The following is an 18,903-nucleotide window of genomic DNA, read 5'->3' on the forward strand; positions in this document are numbered from 1 at the left end:
AATAACATTTCTGCTATGATAATGAAATGGAAGGGAGGCTATGAAAACTATGAATGTTTATTCGTTAAGTGGCCCAAGCGGAACAGGGAAAAGTACAAGCGCACTTGTTTTTGCCCATAAAATCGGTGTAGAGGCTCTTATTGATGATGGACTTTTAATTGTAAATGGTGTGAAGGTAGCAGGAATCTCGGCCAAGTTTGAGAAAAATACGATTACAGCAGTTCGTCGAGCCATTTTTACAGATGATGTCCACCGTGAGGAAGTAAAAAAAGCACTTGATACATATAAAGTACAATCGATTTTAGTAATCGGCACGTCCGATAAAATGACGAAGACGATCGCTCGACAGCTAGAGCTTGATCCTATCGAGAAATATTACTATGTCGAGGATGTACGTTCGCCGAAAGAAATCGCCAAAGCTCGCTTTATTCGACAGACGCAAGGGAAACACGTCATGCCAATACCGTACCGCCAAGTCGAGCAAAACTTTTTTAAACGGCTCGTGCAAAAAGGGAAGGAGATTTTCTCTTCAAAGCGTGAAAAAATAGGGGAGACGACAATTGTTCGCCCTGATTTCCAACAGGAATATATAGCTATTGACAGGCATGTTTATGTGCAGTTATTAACGTATTGCTGTACAAAACAAAATATTGTACACAAGGTCGAGCAAGTACAATTTCACTTTGGTGAGCTAGCACAAGCAACGATTACATTACAACTTAAGCTACCAATTAATTATTCATTACCAGACCGATTGTATGAATTACAGAGAACGATACAGGCAGAATTTTCTCAGCATTTTGGTTATGAATTAGATGCGATTCATCTTCACATAAAGTCGGTAGTAATTAAGCGAAAATCATAAAAAATAGGTACTCCATTCGCAACGATTAAGGCGAGCAGAGTACCTATTTTTTATTTTGATTGACGTGTAAATTGAGGCTGACGTTTTTCCACAAAGGCACGGCAGCCTTCTTCAAAATCGTTTCCTACAAACGGTGTTGAACCGTTCCATAATGTTGGCACACTATCCACGCATTCTTGAACAGATTGCTTCACGGCTAGTAACGATTCTGGTGACATCCCAGCCACAAGCTTACCCATGCGGATCATGTATTTATTTAAATCTTTTTCAGCAACTAAATAATTAAGCATACCAAGCTTAAAGGCTTCTTCCGCTTTAAACATACGACCAGTAAATACTAAATCCTTCGTAGTTGAAGGACCTACAAGTTGTACTAAACGCTGTGCAAATTTGTTATTTAAGGTAATCCCTAATTTACCGACAGGAATCCCAAGCTTAGCCTTCTCGGAGCCAATACGGATGTCACATGCTAAGGCGAGTTCTAAGCCAGCACCCATTGCGGGACCATTAATAACGCCGATCGTTGGAATTGGTAAACGTTCAATTGTGGAGATCGTTTTTTCCATATGTACAAAGGCTTCTTCCGCTTTTTCAAGGGAAATGGCGTTAAATTCTTTAATATCAGAGCCAGCAGTAAAGTTTTCACCAGATCCGCGTAAAATCAGTACTTTATTTTTCGGATTATCTAATACTTGAAGGGCAATTTTGGCTAATTGATCCCACATATTGGCTGTAAGTGCGTTTTTAGCCTGGGGGCGGTGAATCGTAATAATCGCTAGCCCAGCTGTTTCTTGATAAATAATTTTTGCTTCTTCTGCCTCAAGACGAGTTGTTTTTACTTGCATACTTGATAATCCCCCTATAGTTGAAATTTAATACACTTATTATATAACAGAAACCGTAATAAACACTAAATTATACGAATTTTCATGTAAATTAGCCGTGTTATACAAGAAAAGGGTCATTTTAAAGAAATTGTACTACTACAGAGTACGGGAAATTGCTATTGTAAGAAAACAAAAGATGTGAGACACTGCTATAGGAACATTTGTTTCTTCATTGTAAAAGGAGCATTTGAACACTTGAAGCGGGATCGTGTTTGAATAATACAGATTATCCGACATTGCTCTTTGTATAAATAAATTAAACGTACGCACACAAAATATAGTAAACTATTGATAAAACACGCACAGTTTACAAGGAGGGAGCCAGATGATCACACTAGAGGCGGCATGGAACAGCTATTTATTACTTTTAAACTCTTTAAAGAAAAGTGCTGCTACCAAAAAGCAGTACAATATCGATGGACAGCAATTTTTAGCGTTTGCTCATGAAAAAAACTACTTACATGTGGATCGTCATTTAAAAGAATTGTTATTTATATATAGTAATTATCTGAAGGAAACCTATGAAAATGTCAACACATATAATCATAAAATTGCTACATTGCGAGGCTTTGTAGACTTTGTCTTTTTACGAGAGTGGGTGGAGCCTTTTGATTACGAGAGCATTTTACAACCAAAAAAGAGGCACAAAGAGGCTTTAAAAGTACTGACAAAGAAGCAATTGATGCAAATTACAAATGTCTGGCCGACTTATTTTCAATTTGCGAAAACGATGGAACATGCTTGGCTAGCAAGACGTAATGGTTGTATTGTCCAAATGCTGATGGAAACAGGATGTAAACCAGCTGAGCTTGTTCGAATGAAATGGGCACATCTAAACATCGACTCTTCCTTCATCTACATTTCTAACCACAATGGGCGTCGAGAAATCAAGCTTTCTCCGATCTTAATGAATATGCTAGCGCATTATCAAGAGGCAACAGAGAAATTACATGAAGAAAAACTAAGTGAATGGGTATGGGTGAGCGAGGCTAGTCGATCAAAATCCATCTCAACGAAAACAATTGAGCGAATTTTCCAAACGATGTCAAAGGATATCGGAACAAATGTGAGAGCAACAGATTTGCGCTACACGGTCATGCAAAAGGCATTTCAAAGTGAAAAAACAATCGAAAATATTCAGGAAAAGATGGGCTATGTTCGAAAGTGGGTACTTACTGAAAGACAGGGGCGTTTTGAATAGAAAAGGATAGTTTTTTCGTCTGTATTGAAATGTTATAAAGCGTCCTTAAGGAGAACACATCATAAATAGTTGAGGTTATTCTGTTTGAAAAAATAGTAATGAATCTAAGCTCAGCAAAGTGTTTAGTGTACTACTAACATAAAGGACAGTGGTTTTTCCAGAGAAGCATTTATGGGAAGACTTTATAAAAAAAACATTTGACGTTTTGTACTATTTTAAGTATTATATTGAAAAAAGAATGCCCGGACTAGAACGGGAGAGGTTCATAGCTGATACCCTCTATAAAAAACTATGGAAACATGATAATATGCCATGTCCATATCGGACGTGGCTTTTTTTATGTTTTTACTTATGTTTTATTAGAATGATTGGTGATGCCTCTCTTGAAAAGTGTTGGGAAACATTTTACAAGGAGGTTTTTTTGTTTGTCCAAAGCCATGAAGAAGGACTAACGGATTTAACTTTATTGGGTAACCAAAGTACACAATATTCATATTTCATTTAATGAACCACGATCTTCATCCAGAAAAAATTGAAATGCGGACTTGAATAGTTCAATGAAGAAAGAGGTATTTAGCTATCCTCAAAAAAAACTAAGAAGAAAGCAGTACTTTTCTTAGAGTGCTGGTTTTTATACAAGGGAGTTTTATAGATGAAGCAGGGAAAAGCAATTGTTGTATTTAGTGGAGGTCAGGACAGTACAACTTGTTTGTTCTGGGCAAAAGAACGTTTTAAAGAGGTTGAGGCAGTAACCTTTGATTATGGTCAAAGGCATCTTCTTGAAATCGAATGTGCGAAGAGGATAGCAGAGGAGCTCGGTGTCAAGCATCACATTCTTGATATGTCACTCCTAAATCAACTTGCTCCGAATGCATTGACACGACAAGACATAAAGGTAGAAGACGGAGAAAATGGTGAGCTTCCATCGACTTTTGTACCTGGCCGAAATCTTCTCTTTCTTTCATTTGCGGGCGTTTTAGCGAGTCAAGTAGGGGCAAAGCATATTGTAACTGGTGTTTGTGAAACAGATTTTAGCGGATATCCAGATTGCCGAGATGTTTTTATTAAATCCTTGAATGTAACGTTAAATTTATCGATGGATGATTCCTTTGTGATAGATACACCATTGATGTGGCTTAATAAGGCACAGACATGGGAACTTGCTGATCAGTTTGGGGCACTTGAATTTGTTCGGGAAAAAACGTTAACATGCTATAACGGTGTAATAGCAGATGGCTGTGGTGATTGCCCAGCATGTACACTGCGAAAAAATGGGCTTGATGAGTATTTGAGTTACAGGAAGGAGTCGTAAGGCATGCCAGATTTTAGAATCGTCGATAAGCTCCAAAAAATAGATGAAGATATTCAAAGAAATCAATTAAAGTATCATGCAAAGCGTGTTCTCGTAAGCAAAGAATTTACCTTCGATGCTGCCCATCATTTACATAATTATGAGGGGAAATGTAAAAACCTGCACGGTCATACGTATCGCGTAGTATTAGGACTGAGTGGATACACAGATGAACGCGGTTTGATGATTGATTTTGGCGATATAAAAGGAATATGGAAAGAAAAAATAGAGATACATTTGGATCACCGTTATCTCAATGAAACGCTTCCACCCATGAATACGACGGCAGAGAACATTGTTGTTTGGATTTACGAAAAGTTGGCTGAGGCCTTGCTTGATGAACAAAAATATAACGGAGCGCGTATAGAGTTTATCCGGCTATATGAAACCCCGACAAGCTATGCAGAAGCGAGACGGGAGTGGATGGAAGTTGAGTAAGATACCGGTTATCGAGATTTTTGGACCGACGATTCAAGGTGAGGGAATGGTAGTTGGCCAAAAGACAATGTTTGTGAGAACTGCGGGCTGTGATTATTCCTGTTCTTGGTGTGATTCATCGTTTACGTGGGATGGCAGCGGAAAGCATCTTATTGTTCAAATGACGGCGGAAGAGATTTGGTCTGAGTTGAAACGTCTTGGAGGCAGTGGCTTTTCATTTGTCACGATTTCAGGCGGCAATCCTGCACTCATCCAAAATTTGGAGAAGCTCATTGCCATTTTAAAAGAAAATGATATAAAGATAGGGGTGGAAACACAGGGAAGTAGGTGGCAAAAATGGATGTATGAGATTGATGAGTTGACAATTTCACCAAAGCCACCTAGTTCTGGAATGACCACAGACTATTCGGTGCTCTCTGATATCTTCGAAAAACTTAAAAATCGAAACAGTAATCACCATATATCCCTCAAAATAGTCGTCTTTAATCAAGCGGATTACGATTATGCTAAACAAATTCACCACCGGTATCCAATGATTCCTTTTTATCTACAGGTCGGTAATGATGATCTCACGACGACTGACAATACACGATTAATACTACATTTATTAGATAAATATCATGCGCTGATTGATCAAGTGATTAACGATGAGGAATTAAGAGATGTTAAAGTACTGCCACAGTTGCATGCCCTTGTTTGGGGGAATAAAAGAGGTGTATAGTATGCCATTACAAGAAATTGTATAGTTTTATCATTATTCATTTTAAGCTTCCATCAAATACATGCTGTAAACTTTCAAATCGAAAGGGATGTAAATGTGGAAATAACAATGTACATTTTTGCTAGTCTAAGCATGTACACTTTCGCTGATCAACTACCTTTCTATACAAGTGCGTGAATCCGAGCCTTTACTCGCATGATTCGATAGCCTAGAACTCTGCTATATCAAGAGCTGGCTAACCGGTCAAGACTATCATGCTCGCCACTCCCTATAAAGTGGTAATATACAAAGAAAATTAAAAATGTACTTGGTTAAACAAGCATTTTTGTCCATATTTATTTCAACGTTTATAGGGAAAAGATCATAATTTGGGAAGGTGTGAAAGTATAGGCTAACTTGGCCTATACTTTTTTTGTGCGCCCAGCAGGATGTATGTAATCAATAGAATATATAGCTGAACTACGAAGCCAAGTGCAAGGGTGCTCGTGGCGATGTGGAATCTTAAAAAGCAAGCCGCAATTCTCTAGTCAGAGGAACACGAACTTCACTTAGTGAACATTAACAAAACCGTATTTACACAAATAATAAAAAATCCTACCATTTTATCTACTATCCAACCCACATTTGTGTTAACTTATTATTAAATTAAGTTAACACAAATTCAAGGAGAATAGGAGGAAATAACATAAAGTTATTACAAGTTAATTATGTGCAAATTATTTAAGATGGAGGAATAAAATGATTCGAAAATTTTCTACATATGATCTTGCCCAGATTTCATTGTTAGCTTGTCTTATTATCGTTTCAGGCATGTTTAAAATTCCAACAGGTATACCAGGCTCTGAGTTTCAATTATCAGCACCCATTGCAGTTGCGATTGCAGCTGTGTTTGGATTTAAGCGATATTTTCTAGCGGGCATCATAGCAAGTTTAATTTTATTTTTACTCGGTATACACTCAATCTTAAATGTGGAGATCTCATTAATTTTTCGATTGACTGTAGGTCTACTCATTGTTGTATTTGGGACTTCTATTCCGGTACTTGTTTTGGCAGGCCCAATTGGAACAACGATTGCTAGATTTGGTTTGGCCTTTACGTTAGGGACTCCATTTTTACCATTATTCGTTTTGGCTATACCAGGCATGATAATCACAGCTGTTAGTGTTTATCCAATAACGAAAATGTTACAGACAATTAATAGGAAAGTAGCAGGTAATAATCATGTTAAAAACGTGTTATAGCATACGAATGCGTGCGGCTGAAAGAAGTCCTGAACTAGGGGAAAAGCATATATCTGGTGGTGAACGGATAGGTAGTAAATCTCAGATAGAACCAATTGTAAAACAGTTATTGAACAAAGCAAGTAATCATTCACGTGGAGATGCTGACTTTATTCAAATTACCATTGAAAAAATTGCGCGTGATCAAATACAGTATATACCACCCTTAGAAATAACGACAGTTGAGGCGGCTTCAATTGAAAAGGCCCATAGTGAAGCAAGAAAAATACTAACCTCCTTAGGTGTTTCAGAAGAGGCATTGAATGTTGCTTTTCATCAACTTAGTAGTAATCAAAATCTCCGTGGGGCCATCATCTTAAATAGTAAAACCGGCTTACGGCTTGACGACCGGGGACAAAAAGGGGTTCGTGTATCACGAATCGATTGGCAAGATGCTAATGAGGACTTAAATGAGCGTGTCCGTGAAGCGTTGGCTCTGGCGTCGAAAGTGGCAAATTCTCCGTTTACTATTGCAGAATTATGTTGGTCTGATGATCCAGAATATGTGACTGGATATGTAAGTAGTCGTGATATTGGTTATGTCAGAATTACACCGTTAAAAAGGGAAGGCTGCGAGAGTGGGGGGCGTGCTTTTTTTGTGTCAGATGAAATTGACCTAGAATCTTTTATAAACTATTTAGAAAGCGTACCGGTTCTCATCAGGAGGGATTAAAAAATGGATCATTGGTTTCAAAAGGAACTACAATTAATAGAAGAGAAAGGATTGACAAGGAAGTTACGTTCGTTTTCAACTGGAAATGAAAGCGAGGTAATCATAAATGGTAAGAAATTTTTGCTTTTTTCATCTAATAACTATTTAGGTCTTGCAACAGATTTTCGATTAATAAAGAAGGCATCTGAAGGTATTAGTAAATACGGTACAGGAGCTGGTGGTTCGAGATTAACAACCGGAAATTTCGTCATTCATGAACAGCTTGAATCTGAAATTGCCGATTTTAAAAAAACGGAAGCTGCCATTGTTTTCAGCAGTGGTTATCTAGCAAACATTGGTGTGATTTCGAGTGTGATGAAGGCAGGGGATATGATATTTTCTGATGCGTGGAATCATGCGAGTATTATAGATGGTTGTCGACTTAGTCAAGCAAAAACAATTGTTTATGAACATGCGGATATGGTGGATTTAGAGTATAAATTAAGGCAATCACATGGAGATGGAAAGAAGTTAATTGTGACGGATGGCGTCTTTAGTATGGATGGTGATATTGCTCCACTTCCCGAAATCGTTGCGCTAGCAAAGAAATACAATGCTTACATAATGATTGATGATGCGCATGCGACAGGTGTCTTAGGAAATGACGGTCGTGGTACTGCTGATTATTTTGGACTGAAAGATGCGATAGATTTTACAGTAGGCACGTTGAGTAAAGCGATTGGTGCAGAAGGTGGTTTTGTGTCGACGTCGTCAATTGCAAAGAACTATTTACTCAAAGCGCCAGATCATTTATTTTCCAAACAGGTTTATCTCCAAGTGCGATTGAAGCAGCGCGAGAAGGAATTTCCATTATTCAAAATGAGCCCGAACGAAGGGAACAATTGCTGAATAATGCTAAATATTTACGTTTGAAATTGCAGGAATCGGGTTTTGTAGTTAAGGAAGGGGAAACGCCCATTATATCTCTTCTTATTGGTGATTCCCATGAAGCTATTCAATTTTCTGAGAAACTTATGGATGAAGGTGTCTTTATTCCAGCAATTCGACCACCAACTGTGCCAAAAGGGTCAAGCCGGTTGCGGATTACAGTGATGGCCACACATACAAAGGAGCAGCTCAATACAGTCATTGATAAAATCAAAAAAATAGGAAAAGAAATGGGTATTGTATAATCCTTATATAATAAAGAATGTCAACTCTTTTGAAAGATTATTATAGTTATTTTACCTTTTTAATAGAACTTAATAATATTAAAAAGATGTTTAATCGCTAAATTGCTGTTGGACAATTGTAAAATTGAAGATTAAAATCTGAAACAATAGATCTTAATAAACCCCTGATTCTTCTGCTTAACATAGAAAAATCAGGGGTTTAATTTATACCATTGTACGTTTTACTACAAATGATTCACTGCTTTGACGCTCACTTTAACTGTTAAATCATGTTTTCCACCTGAATAAACACCTTCAACCGGACTAATATCGGAATAATCACGGCCAATGCATAAAATAATGTGATTTTCTAATACTTCCACATTATTAGTTGGATCTAAGCCAATCCAGCCGATTCCTGGTATCATGACTTCTACCCAAGCGTGGGTTGCAATATCACCGACCAAAGCAGAGTTTTCATCAACATATAAATAACCACTAACATAGCGAGCTGGAATTCCTTTTGCTCTTAATACCGCAAGCATGACATGGGTGAAATCCTGACAAACACCTCGCTTAAGGGCGAAGGCTTGACTTGCAGTTGTCGTAACATCAGTCGCACCAGGATCATATTCAAATGTCGAGTATAAATATTGCATTAAATTCAGCGAAAATAACACGGGATTTTCTGCATGACCAATCGCATGATAAACTTCCTCTAACTGATTTTCTGTCATATACGTAAAATGTGTAGACTTTAAATAGGGCAAATAATGTTCATAAAACAGCTGAGAATGAAAAATTGTTTGCATCTCGTGTGAATATTGAATGCGATGAATAAAGGGTGCACGTTGAATGCTGACAATAGAGGTCGTTTGAATTTCTAGCTCTTGATGCTGCTCAGGTATATAAAAAGTGCCAACCGTATTGCCCCAAATATCTGTATGCTCACGCGTTAAAGATGAAGGTGTAATGGCAATTCGATAGGATAATAAGCGCTGACGCTCATCGCCTCTTGGTTTCAAGCGGATAGTATTTAAGCTTTGATCGACTTCAGACTCATATTGAAAAATATTAGTATGTTGAATTTCAAATTTCATGGTGTCCGCTTCCTTTTGATTACTGACTTGCTTGTTGAAAGGGAGCTGTGGGTGATTCCTTTCAAGGTTGTACGCTGGGTTCATATAAATGATAAATTGTTGCAAATGTATTTCCAAAATCAATACATTGACACAATCTTTCCTCCATTAACAGAATCGTTTCCTCTAAGGTAATATTCCATAAGTCCACATTCATCATGGCAAATAATAAATTCTTTAATGGGGTATGAAGCTCTATATATCTTGCTGAAATAGGATCATTTTCTAAACAACTTAACGATTCCTCTAATTTTTGTAAGCAAAACATCACTGAACGTGGGAAGTGCTTATCCTGTAATAAATATTGAATGACACAAAGTAAATTTGTTTGGCGATGCTTCCGCAAATAAGACTCCGTCGCCTCCGATAAATCAAGTAAAAACGTTCCGTCCACTTCAAATAAGGAGATAGCTACCTCCTTATGTTGCTCCAGTATAATTAAAGCCATACGAATCGTCTTTTCAGCTCGTTCTAACCATTTCCCAACGTGCATGAAATAATAAGGTAAATCTCGATCCATCGAGCCTTCGATAAGCCCAGTAACCGTTAATGAAGTCTTTCGAACATTTTGCAAAAAAGAATTCAGAACGATAAGTGGAATGGGTCTTTCACGTCCGATTATTTCTTGCTGTAAAGATAAATAAAAGGCATTTTGCAATTCCCAAAGCTCAATCGGGATGCTATCTCGGGTTACCCGCGCATTTTCCCTAACCGCACGTAAAGTAGCATGAAGGGCGTTACAGTTTTTATCAGAAAATAGAAGATATTCGATCAGTAGATTAACTCGAATGGATTCATAAAAAGTCAAATACTCTTCCTTCGAGGCACAAATATCTAACACCGCTTCCCAATGGTCGATGTATTCATTTTCTTTACCTGATTGCTCCAACATATTCAACAGCTGTACTTGTAATATATGTGCATTCGTTTGTGTTCGTTCACTATATCTTGCCATCCAATACAGTGCATCGGCTACTCGACTTAGCATACTGTAATTCCTCCTTTAATATCCATGTATCTTTTGCTCCTCCGCCCTGTGACGAATTCACGACTAAAGACCCTTCTTTCAGTGCCACACGGGATAACCCACCAGGGAGTACATAAATATCATCACCTTTTATGACATATACACGCAAATCGACATGGCAAGGGTAGAATTTCCCATCCTGAAAAGCAGGTGCTCTAGACAGGTTAATCGTCGGTTGTGCAATATATTGAAACGGGTTTTCTATAATTTTTTCTTTAAATTTAGTAATTTCTTCATCACTCGCATGCGGACCAATTAGCATATCATAGCCACCAGAGGCACTAACATTTTTTATGACAAGCTCTCTCATATGTTCAAGTACCCAAGCTCGCTGCTTGTCATCATCTAAATGATAGGTCTTCACATTTCGTAAAATAGGTTCCTCATTTAAATAGTAGCGAATCATATCTGGCACATAGGCATACATCGCTTTATCATCGGCCACACCGTTACCAACAGCATTTAAAATAGTAATATTTCCAGCTTTATAAACATCCATAATATGAGGGACACCAAGTAAAGAATCCTTTCGAAAAACAACAGGATCTAAGAAATCATCATCAATTCGACGATAAATAATATCGATTTGCTCTAGGCCATAAATTGTCTTCCTATACACCTTATTATCTTGAACGACTAAATCATGCCCTTCAACAAGCTGAATATTGAGTTGCTGAGCTAGGAAAACATGATCATAATAAGCTGAATTATACATGCCCGCTGTTAATAGAACAGCCTTAGGTTCTACACCTGGCTTCATACAAGCTGGTCGATGAGCAAGTAGTGCCTTTTTCATAAAGGCCATTTGTTTGTCGAGTGACTGAATGGAATGCTTAGAGAAAAACTCTGGATAGACTTCCTTCATGACATATCGATTTTGAAAAACATAGGAGATACCTGAAGGATTTCGTAAATTATCCTCTAACACGTAGTAAATACCGTTTTCATCACGAATCAAATCAATGCCTGCTAAAAAAATATGATTATCGATCGGTACTTTTATACCAAGCATTTCTTTATAGTAGTACGGATTGTTTTCAATAAGCCGTTTCGGAATAAGCCCATCCTCAAAAATGGACTGTTCATGATAGACATCATGCAAAAAGCAATTTAAGGCTTTGACACGTTGCTTCATACCAGCTTCAATTACTTCCCACTGTTCATGTGGAATAATAATAGGGATAAAATCAAAGGGCATTGTCCGTTCTGTACCACCTTGAGCTCCATATACGGTAAATGTAATGCCTTGTCTAAGGAAGCTTGATTGTGCTTGTTGGTATTTTTCATCTAACTGTTCCTTTGGAAAAGCATTAAGCTTATGATGGAAAGACCGATAATGAGGCTTCGGTTGATTGCCATCAAACATTTCATCAAAAAACATACCAGATTCATAGAACTTCATCATATGGATCGCCCTCCGAATTTAAGTAGTAGAGAAAACGTGTTACACTAAATAAGAATCAATTTCGCCTTGGCGTAATTGTTGCTGTCGCTTCGCTTTCGCACAGATAAACAATGCGTTCAGATTTTGAATTGTGTGTGCACAATACAAAATCCGTAATATCCGCCGGAGGCTTTATCTTCATTCAGTTGGTGTTAGGGCACTAATTGAAAAGGAACCACAACTGCATTCATTCTCCACTTTTAGAGGAATGAAGATAAATACATAAAAGGAGCTAGAAAAAATGACAATCATTAATTTAATGCAAGCTTATGAGCTAGACAAGCTTTCAAAATTAGGTTTAACTGATGAGGAGATTGTAGGCACATTGCATACAGGGGAAGTATCAGTCTGGCAAGAAAAAGTACCAAACTATGAATTTTCCGAAACAATGGCACTTTTTAAAGAAGGGGAACAATTGTTCTTAGATGCTCTGCATGGTAACTATCGTATCAAATATGTAACTTTGCCAGGCATTCAGCGTTTGCTGCATCTTCGTTTTTCATTAGAAGAAGATAAGGATTATCAATTATTAGAAACAGGAATCCAACATTTAACTTGTAATGAGGAAACTATCGTGAAGCTTCAACATATGCTATCAACAAACTGGTCTCTAGCAAAACAAGTAGATGGGACGTATAGTGTTTTTGTTAAGTAATTCACTTCCGCACAGAAAACATTGCGTCCGGAATCAACAAAGCCAGATAATTCCATGCGCATTGTGAGATAAATCGACACGTATAGTTACCCATCTTTTCTTTTTTCGAATCGTCTCAAAGCATTTTAGTACACTAGATTTAAATATTCATTTTCGTTGCACTTTATGCATGAAAAGGTAGATCTTTCAAAAAATCTTTCAAAAAGGTGATTTTCTTTATAAAGAGAATCATCTTTTTTTATTCTCAATTAAACAAACATATGTTCCGTTTTGCGGAAAAAAGGCACTTTTTTCACCATAAAGTTCCCAAATTTATATTTGGGAACGTTTTTTCGTGGTAAAATAGAGAAAATAGAGGTGATTTTATGGAAAAGACCAAGCTCCCTAAAATAATGAGGGACTTCCTTGTCTATTTAACGACGATTAAAGGGAAGTCTCCGCGCACAAGAAAAGAATACGAATATGATTTGACATTATTTTTCCGTTTCTACATAGCAATCCAGAATGATCTGGATATAACAGATATAACGAAAATAGATATTTCTACTATTACAATAGAAGAAATCCGAGAGATTACACTGGAGGATCTTTATTTATTTATGGAGTATTGCGAAGTACAGCGCGGAAATTCTGCATCCGCGAGAGCACGTAAGGTGGCAACGTTAAAATCATTTTTTAAATACCTTAAAGGAAAACGCCGACTTCTTGAGGAAAATCCCGCTGATGAATTAGAAACACCAAAGATTGGACGAAAAAGACCTATTTATATGAATCTTGAAGAAGCCACTCAATTTATTGATGGCATCCAGCCAAATAGTGCATCTCCAAGAAATTATTGTATGATGATGTTTTTCTTAAATTTAGGGATTCGGGTAACCGAGCTATGTCAGCTACATAGGTCATCTATACAAGGGCGCTACTTAACTGTTGTTGGTAAAGGTAATAAGGAACGGACCGTATACTTGAATGATAGCTGTATGCAGGCACTTGCAGACTATGAAAATAGTGGAAAGGCACCGTATAAAGGTGAGGGAGAAGAGCCTCTTTTCGTCTCACAAAAGGGCACACGCTTTACACGTCAAACCGTTGCTAAAATCGTTAAACGAATCAATCAGCAATCCGGGCTACAAAAAGAACGACTGACACCACATAAGTTACGTCATACATCCGCAACGATGATGTATAAATCAGGGGCAGATATTCGAAGTCTTCAGCATATACTTGGCCATTCAAGTGTTGCGACGACACAAATCTACACACATATTGAAGATGAAGAACTGCAACATGTACTCGAAAATAATCCGTTCAATATTGTGCGAGAATGATAAATTTCGAAACTAATCTCCAAAATTTTAAAGGAAATCAAAGTAATCGAAGAGAATACTTTACATTGTATAGATTTTATACTGAACTAATAACTTTTAGTGAGGGGAGTAGTTTATGAATCCATTAATAAATGATCATCTGCGTGAAACGAGAAATACTTTAGTGAAGGAAATTGAGTTATTAAGTGATCGTCAATTGAATGATAAGCCTGATTTAAAAAGTTGGAGTATCGCCCAAATTTGCCATCACCTAGCCTTAGTGGAAGAGTCTTCAGTAAAGGCGATTACATGGGGATTAACACAAGTAGAGAGTAAGCAAACGGAGCGTAAAAATGTTCAGCTTATCGTAGATCGAACAAAGAAAATAACAGCTCCAAAAATTGTTGAACCTGCTGAAGACTTCTTTACAGTTCAACAAATCATTGAGATGCTGAACGATTCGAGAATAAAATTAACAACTTTCCTTGATACAATTGAAGATAAATCCATCTTAGCCGAAAAATCCGTGAAGCATCCTGCACTTGGTGAACTACCTCTTGATCAATGGGTCGAACAAATTTATTTACATGAGCAACGACATATCGTGCAAATATTAGAAATCAAAATGTGTTTAGAGGTTGAGCATTAATGAATTCACAGGAGACGGAATACAAGCAATATAAGCCGGTTCGTTAAAGAAATGATACTAGCAAGCAAAAATTCAATCGTAATAGAACTTGTCTGGAATATGTTGATGTTTTTTTTTAAATGGAATAATAGATGGTGAAGGGGCCGATTTCTCAGTATTACTATTGAGAAATTGGCCTTTTTTTATTGAATCAGCCACTTGACGAAAGAAACAAACTGTTATATATTAAATAAAAATAACACAGACTGTTATAAAACAGTTTGAATCAGGGAGGAATTCTAATGCTAAAGTATCGTGTTGGTTATGATTTTTATTGTGAAATGTGTGAGCGTTATGGATTGGAGCCAATTTCATTCCGCTATTATGTATTACAGTTATCACAGCAGCAACTGTCAGCTTATAATGTGCAAGCAAAACAATTAGGTATTTAATAGTTATCGTTAATAAAGGATGTGGTTATGACGGAAGCTGATGTGAATATTTTATGAAAAGCCCAGCCATACTAACTAAAATGGACTGGGCTTTCGTATATTTAAAAGAAATATCAGATAATTCGTTGAAATAATAACCAAACTGTTATATATTATTAAAAAATAATAAAACTGTTATACAACAAAGAAGAGGGATGTATATGTCACATTATAAAGCTGGATATCAATTTTATTTAGAGAAATGCGAACAATTTGATTTAGAACCGATTAATTTCTATTATTATGTCAATCAATTATCGCAAGAACAATTAGAGTATTATAACGAAGCTGCACAAATGAAAGGAAGTTATTAGGATGACAGATTATCGTGAAGGCTATGAATTTTATCGACAAGTATGTGAGACACACGATCTAGAGCCAATAAATTTTCACTATTATATTTTAAACTTATCTCATGAGCAACTAAATGCTTACAATGAACGAGCCAAATCATTGGGAGGTCCAATAGAATATGAAGTCTCTTAACTTATAAAATGCCTTACTGCCGTATTGACAGTAAGGCATTTTATGTGCAAATCATAAATTAAGAAATTGCAAAACATCGAAAAATTACAGAAAATTCATAAATATAGGCTAAATATAATACATAGAATAGGTTTAATATTTGGGTTGAATTAACTGCTTTTCTCGGATTATAATAGAACTACAAAACTATGTACCTCGCTTTAATATAAATCAAAAGTACTAAACCCTTCTTATTTTAATGAACGGAGAATGAAAATTATGAATATCATGCCTAGCAATATCAATCAAGTTACCTACAGTCTAAAAGAAAAACAAGATATCTTTTCAGCAATGAATAGTTCAATCATCGTAGCGATTACAGATCGAACCGGGAAAATCACGTTTGTTAATGATCATTTTTGCAAAATTTCTAAATATACTCGTGAAGAATTATTAGCGCAGGATCACCGATTACTCAATTCAGGATTCCATCCAAAATCTTTCTATAGAGAGATGTGGAAAACTATAGGTAAGGGTGCAACGTGGAATGGCGAAGTATGCAATCGCGCAAAGGACGGCGGTCTTTATTGGGTGAAGACAACGATCTTTCCTTTTCTTGATGACTTTGGTAAACCGTATCAATATATTGCTATAGGGGTCGATATTACTGCACAAAAGGATATAAAAAAGGTTACCCATATTGCTTTTCACGATGAATTAACAGGGCTACCCAATCGTCGTAAATTAGACCAACGTTTAGAATATGAATTCCATCAATCTCGATGCACTGGCGAAAAGTTTGCGTTATTTTTCATTGATGTAAATCGTTTTAAAAACATAAACGATGGACTTGGCTATAGCATCGGGGATATGTTCTTAGTGGAAATGGCGAATCTTTTACGCAACGTTGATTTTACATCCAATTCTATTTACCGCCATAACAGTGATGAATTTGTTATTATACTAAACGATGTTGACCGTATTGAGGAAAAGGCCAAGGAAATAATCGACATCTTTAATGAAAGTTTAATTGTAGATACACATGAATTCTATGCAAGCATTAGTATGGGGATTAGTATTTTCCCAGATCATGCAAACTCCATAGAGGTATTATTTAAGAATGCCTATATAGCCATGAATGCTGCGAAATCTTCACGTGGTAATCAATATCACTTATACCGTCAGAATATGGATGAAATCAATGATAAATGGCTCTTACTTGAAACAAAATTACATCAAGCGTTAAAAAAAGATAGTTTTGAGTTACATTATCAGCCAAAAATCAATTTAAAAACGAATAAAATGACTGGCATGGAGGCATTACTTCGCTGGTATGATCCTGAACTAGGCCATATGTCACCAGATCGTTTTATTCCATTTGCTGAGGAATGTGGTCTTATTAATGACATAGGTGTATGGGTATTAAGAAAAGCATCTGCCCAGGCACGTACTTGGAATGCGATACATAATTCAAATTTACGAGTAGCTGTAAACATTTCTCCGATTCATATTAGTACATCAGGATTTGTCGATATGGTGCAAGAAGTGATTGCAGAAACAAAAATTAATCCGCACTTTTTAGAAATTGAAATTACAGAAATGAGTATGCTGGACTATACGGAAGACTTGCTCAATACAATTAACCAATTAAGAGCACTTGGTATTACAATTTCAATAGATGATTTCGGAACTGGCTATTCGTCGCTAAATTATTTAAAGACATTCCCGGTCGATGTCTTAAAAATAGATCGTGCATTTGTCCAAGATATTGTGCCTGAAAAATCAGGAATTGCCATGATTTCAGCCATGATTTCTCTAGCGCATGCCTTAAATCTTCAAGTAGTAGCTGAAGGGGTCGAAGAAGAAGCAGAATTAAACGTGCTGCGTGAGTATGGCTGTGAATTCGTCCAAGGCTATTACTTCAGTAAGCCATTACCCGTAGAGGATTTTACTCAGTTGATTGTAGATAGTTGTATGTAGGTAATACGGAGGATCTTGTCTTTAGTTTTGGACAAGATCCTCTAAGTGTTCATAGATTATTAAGATAAAATAACAAACATATTTATTAAGCAAAATTTTACAGTTGTTGAATAGTTTATGTCCCAATGAAAATTTAGGATTTCTTTCTCCCTAATTCGTCTTTCCAGTGTCTGGCCAAAACAAAGAAACAGGCATGTGAAACCTGTGAATGATAGAGATTTTGTTTGAAATTTAAGATTGATTGCCATTCTGCTTCTGAAAGTAAGTTTTGAATGAGCGTAAAAATCGTGTTATTCTTGTTCAAGAGAGATTCCTCATTTCGTAATTGTTTGTGTCGTAACTAACATTTCACACTGAGAATCTCTCTTTTGTTCATTTTTTATTGGAAGAAATTAGATAATCAACACGCGTGATAAAATAACTGATTCAATAATATTTATAGATTTTAAATAGTCAATTTTGACATGGATGATTTTTTTGTCATAGTCACTAATTAGAAATCAACCAGATTTGTTTATGTTGTAATTTTATTTTATGATTAATATAAAAATAAGAAAGAGATATACTATGCAAGAAACTTTTTTTCAATTATTAGAACAGGCTGGTCTGTTTGCAGTCTTTTTAAGTTTATTCATTAATATATTAGTGAGCATTATAGGTATATTACCAAGTGTATTTATTACAGCAGGAAACCTAACAATTTTTGGTCTATATAATGGCTTAATCGTTTCTATTATTGGTGAGGGGTTAGGCGCATTCATTAGCTTTATTTTATATCGAAAAGGGTTAAAGAAATGGAGACATACAGATACCCAACATCCTGTTATTTTAAAATTAAAGCAGCTTGAGGGATTTAATGCATTTTGGGTTATTTTATGCTTAAGAATTCTCCCATTTACTCCATCTGGTGTTATAACGTTAGGAAGTGCATTTTCAAAAGTTTCACTTGGTATATTTACAGTTGCTAGTACGTTAGGGAAAATCCCTTCACTTATTATTGAAGCAGGCGCAATATATGGTTTTATGCAAATTGATTCTAAGTGGAAATATGTAAGCATTGTTGTTATCTTGATTCTCTTTCTATTATGGAAGTTAAAAAATAAGTCTTCATGATGAAGTAAGCATTCGAAGGGAGCATTATTCCAGTCATGAGTATTTTGTGGCTCATCACCCTAACTTTGGTGATAAACCACTTTGTGGAA

The 18,903-nt window shown here is 36.4% G+C and carries 19 protein-coding genes, 1 pseudogene and 1 riboswitch; of the genes and pseudogenes, 16 read left to right on the forward strand and 4 right to left on the reverse strand.

Features of this window, described 5'->3' with window-relative positions:
* Nucleotides 1-49: 49 nt before the first annotated feature.
* Nucleotides 50-865, forward strand: coding sequence for a hypothetical protein (locus AB9L17_RS12200; protein WP_068984217.1), 816 nt, complete (start codon nucleotides 50-52; stop codon nucleotides 863-865).
* A gap of 50 nt (nucleotides 866-915) precedes the next feature.
* On the opposite strand, the gene AB9L17_RS12205 is transcribed toward AB9L17_RS12200, so the two are convergent.
* Complete coding sequence (locus AB9L17_RS12205; protein ID WP_375200730.1) at nucleotides 916-1,710, reverse strand: enoyl-CoA hydratase/isomerase family protein; 795 nt, start codon at nucleotides 1,708-1,710, stop codon at nucleotides 916-918.
* A 367-nt stretch (nucleotides 1,711-2,077) separates the two neighbouring features.
* On the opposite strand from AB9L17_RS12205, the gene AB9L17_RS12210 reads away from it, so the two are divergent.
* The 7 genes and pseudogenes from AB9L17_RS12210 (at nucleotide 2,078) to bioF (ending at nucleotide 8,589) form a co-directional block, all read left to right on the forward strand.
* Nucleotides 2,078-2,953, forward strand: coding sequence for a tyrosine-type recombinase/integrase (locus AB9L17_RS12210; protein WP_375200731.1), 876 nt, complete (start codon nucleotides 2,078-2,080; stop codon nucleotides 2,951-2,953).
* Nucleotides 2,954-3,205: 252 nt separating this feature from the next.
* Nucleotides 3,206-3,252: riboswitch (PreQ1 riboswitch) on the forward strand.
* 353 nt (nucleotides 3,253-3,605) lie between these two features.
* On the forward strand, nucleotides 3,606-4,265 hold the full coding sequence (gene queC, locus AB9L17_RS12215) for a 7-cyano-7-deazaguanine synthase QueC (protein WP_375200732.1): 660 nt from the start codon (nucleotides 3,606-3,608) through the stop codon (nucleotides 4,263-4,265).
* 3 nt (nucleotides 4,266-4,268) lie between these two features.
* Nucleotides 4,269-4,742: a 6-carboxytetrahydropterin synthase QueD gene (gene queD, locus AB9L17_RS12220; RefSeq protein WP_223556637.1), complete on the forward strand. Its 474-nt coding sequence runs from the start codon at nucleotides 4,269-4,271 to the stop codon at nucleotides 4,740-4,742.
* A complete protein-coding gene (gene queE, locus AB9L17_RS12225; protein ID WP_375200733.1) occupies nucleotides 4,735-5,463 on the forward strand; it encodes a 7-carboxy-7-deazaguanine synthase QueE in 729 nt (242 codons plus the stop codon). Before queD ends, queE begins: the two co-directional genes overlap by 8 nt.
* A gap of 738 nt (nucleotides 5,464-6,201) precedes the next feature.
* Nucleotides 6,202-6,705 (forward strand): hypothetical protein, encoded by a 504-nt coding sequence (locus AB9L17_RS12230; protein ID WP_068984227.1) that lies wholly within the window; start codon nucleotides 6,202-6,204, stop codon nucleotides 6,703-6,705.
* Nucleotides 6,686-7,417 (forward strand): 6-carboxyhexanoate--CoA ligase, encoded by a 732-nt coding sequence (bioW, locus tag AB9L17_RS12235; protein WP_223556645.1) that lies wholly within the window; start codon nucleotides 6,686-6,688, stop codon nucleotides 7,415-7,417. Before AB9L17_RS12230 ends, bioW begins: the two co-directional genes overlap by 20 nt.
* A gap of 3 nt (nucleotides 7,418-7,420) precedes the next feature.
* Nucleotides 7,421-8,589 (forward strand): annotated as a pseudogene (bioF, locus tag AB9L17_RS12240) (8-amino-7-oxononanoate synthase).
* Between the two features lie 224 nt (nucleotides 8,590-8,813).
* On the opposite strand, the gene AB9L17_RS12245 reads toward bioF, so the two are convergent.
* The 3 genes from AB9L17_RS12245 to AB9L17_RS12255 form a co-directional block, all read right to left on the reverse strand.
* Nucleotides 8,814-9,668 (reverse strand): transglutaminase family protein, encoded by an 855-nt coding sequence (locus AB9L17_RS12245; RefSeq protein ID WP_068984230.1) that lies wholly within the window; start codon nucleotides 9,666-9,668, stop codon nucleotides 8,814-8,816.
* A gap of 61 nt (nucleotides 9,669-9,729) precedes the next feature.
* Nucleotides 9,730-10,695: an alpha-E domain-containing protein gene (locus tag AB9L17_RS12250; RefSeq protein WP_083226965.1), complete on the reverse strand. Its 966-nt coding sequence runs from the start codon at nucleotides 10,693-10,695 to the stop codon at nucleotides 9,730-9,732.
* A complete protein-coding gene (locus AB9L17_RS12255; protein ID WP_375200734.1) occupies nucleotides 10,649-12,139 on the reverse strand; it encodes a circularly permuted type 2 ATP-grasp protein in 1,491 nt (496 codons plus the stop codon). Before AB9L17_RS12255 ends, AB9L17_RS12250 begins: the two co-directional genes overlap by 47 nt.
* 280 nt (nucleotides 12,140-12,419) lie before the next feature.
* Between AB9L17_RS12255 and AB9L17_RS12260 the strand changes: the two genes are divergently transcribed.
* From AB9L17_RS12260 to AB9L17_RS12295, 8 genes are all read left to right on the forward strand, one after another.
* Entirely contained in the window at nucleotides 12,420-12,833 is a 414-nt protein-coding gene (locus AB9L17_RS12260) for a hypothetical protein (RefSeq protein ID WP_223556653.1), read from the forward strand.
* A 365-nt stretch (nucleotides 12,834-13,198) separates the two neighbouring features.
* Nucleotides 13,199-14,158 carry a tyrosine recombinase XerC gene (locus tag AB9L17_RS12265; RefSeq protein WP_223556654.1) on the forward strand — a complete coding sequence of 320 codons (960 nt, stop codon included), beginning with the start codon at nucleotides 13,199-13,201 and terminating at the stop codon, nucleotides 14,156-14,158.
* A 115-nt stretch (nucleotides 14,159-14,273) separates the two neighbouring features.
* Nucleotides 14,274-14,786, forward strand: coding sequence for a DinB family protein (locus AB9L17_RS12270; RefSeq protein WP_223556656.1), 513 nt, complete (start codon nucleotides 14,274-14,276; stop codon nucleotides 14,784-14,786).
* Between the two features lie 281 nt (nucleotides 14,787-15,067).
* Nucleotides 15,068-15,217, forward strand: coding sequence for a transcriptional regulator (locus AB9L17_RS12275; RefSeq protein WP_375200735.1), 150 nt, complete (start codon nucleotides 15,068-15,070; stop codon nucleotides 15,215-15,217).
* Nucleotides 15,218-15,417: 200 nt separating this feature from the next.
* The gene (locus AB9L17_RS12280) at nucleotides 15,418-15,570 is read left to right on the forward strand and encodes a transcriptional regulator (RefSeq protein WP_068984236.1); all 153 of its coding nucleotides are present in this window, start codon (nucleotides 15,418-15,420) and stop codon (nucleotides 15,568-15,570) included.
* A 1-nt stretch (nucleotide 15,571) separates the two neighbouring features.
* Nucleotides 15,572-15,742, forward strand: a complete 171-nt coding sequence (locus AB9L17_RS12285) for a transcriptional regulator (RefSeq protein ID WP_068984237.1) — start codon at nucleotides 15,572-15,574, stop codon at nucleotides 15,740-15,742.
* 258 nt (nucleotides 15,743-16,000) lie between these two features.
* Complete coding sequence (locus tag AB9L17_RS12290; protein ID WP_375200736.1) at nucleotides 16,001-17,701, forward strand: sensor domain-containing protein; 1,701 nt, start codon at nucleotides 16,001-16,003, stop codon at nucleotides 17,699-17,701.
* A 567-nt stretch (nucleotides 17,702-18,268) separates the two neighbouring features.
* The gene (locus tag AB9L17_RS12295; RefSeq protein WP_068984238.1) at nucleotides 18,269-18,814 is read left to right on the forward strand and encodes a TVP38/TMEM64 family protein; all 546 of its coding nucleotides are present in this window, start codon (nucleotides 18,269-18,271) and stop codon (nucleotides 18,812-18,814) included.
* The last annotated feature ends 89 nt before the right edge of the window (nucleotides 18,815-18,903 follow it).

This window comes from Lysinibacillus sp. RS11 (genome assembly GCF_042019215.1).
GTDB lineage: Bacteria > Bacillota > Bacilli > Bacillales_A > Planococcaceae > Lysinibacillus > Lysinibacillus xylanilyticus_A.

Excerpts from the sequence above, each read along its gene's own strand:
- AB9L17_RS12200 (WP_068984217.1), top strand. The coding sequence starts at position 50 with ATGAATGTTTATTCGTTAAGTGGCCCAAGCGGAACAGGGAAAAGTACA.
- AB9L17_RS12205 (WP_375200730.1), bottom strand. The coding sequence starts at position 1,710 with ATGCAAGTAAAAACAACTCGTCTTGAGGCAGAAGAAGCAAAAATTATT.
- AB9L17_RS12210 (WP_375200731.1), top strand. The coding sequence starts at position 2,078 with ATGATCACACTAGAGGCGGCATGGAACAGCTATTTATTACTTTTAAAC.
- queC (WP_375200732.1), top strand. The coding sequence starts at position 3,606 with ATGAAGCAGGGAAAAGCAATTGTTGTATTTAGTGGAGGTCAGGACAGT.
- queD (WP_223556637.1), top strand. The coding sequence starts at position 4,269 with ATGCCAGATTTTAGAATCGTCGATAAGCTCCAAAAAATAGATGAAGAT.
- AB9L17_RS12230 (WP_068984227.1), top strand. The coding sequence starts at position 6,202 with ATGATTCGAAAATTTTCTACATATGATCTTGCCCAGATTTCATTGTTA.
- bioW (WP_223556645.1), top strand. The coding sequence starts at position 6,686 with ATGTTAAAAACGTGTTATAGCATACGAATGCGTGCGGCTGAAAGAAGT.
- AB9L17_RS12245 (WP_068984230.1), bottom strand. The coding sequence starts at position 9,668 with ATGAAATTTGAAATTCAACATACTAATATTTTTCAATATGAGTCTGAA.
- AB9L17_RS12250 (WP_083226965.1), bottom strand. The coding sequence starts at position 10,695 with ATGCTAAGTCGAGTAGCCGATGCACTGTATTGGATGGCAAGATATAGT.
- AB9L17_RS12255 (WP_375200734.1), bottom strand. The coding sequence starts at position 12,139 with ATGATGAAGTTCTATGAATCTGGTATGTTTTTTGATGAAATGTTTGAT.
- AB9L17_RS12260 (WP_223556653.1), top strand. The coding sequence starts at position 12,420 with ATGACAATCATTAATTTAATGCAAGCTTATGAGCTAGACAAGCTTTCA.
- AB9L17_RS12265 (WP_223556654.1), top strand. The coding sequence starts at position 13,199 with ATGGAAAAGACCAAGCTCCCTAAAATAATGAGGGACTTCCTTGTCTAT.
- AB9L17_RS12270 (WP_223556656.1), top strand. The coding sequence starts at position 14,274 with ATGAATCCATTAATAAATGATCATCTGCGTGAAACGAGAAATACTTTA.
- AB9L17_RS12275 (WP_375200735.1), top strand. The coding sequence starts at position 15,068 with ATGCTAAAGTATCGTGTTGGTTATGATTTTTATTGTGAAATGTGTGAG.
- AB9L17_RS12280 (WP_068984236.1), top strand. The coding sequence starts at position 15,418 with ATGTCACATTATAAAGCTGGATATCAATTTTATTTAGAGAAATGCGAA.
- AB9L17_RS12285 (WP_068984237.1), top strand. The coding sequence starts at position 15,572 with ATGACAGATTATCGTGAAGGCTATGAATTTTATCGACAAGTATGTGAG.
- AB9L17_RS12290 (WP_375200736.1), top strand. The coding sequence starts at position 16,001 with ATGAATATCATGCCTAGCAATATCAATCAAGTTACCTACAGTCTAAAA.
- AB9L17_RS12295 (WP_068984238.1), top strand. The coding sequence starts at position 18,269 with ATGCAAGAAACTTTTTTTCAATTATTAGAACAGGCTGGTCTGTTTGCA.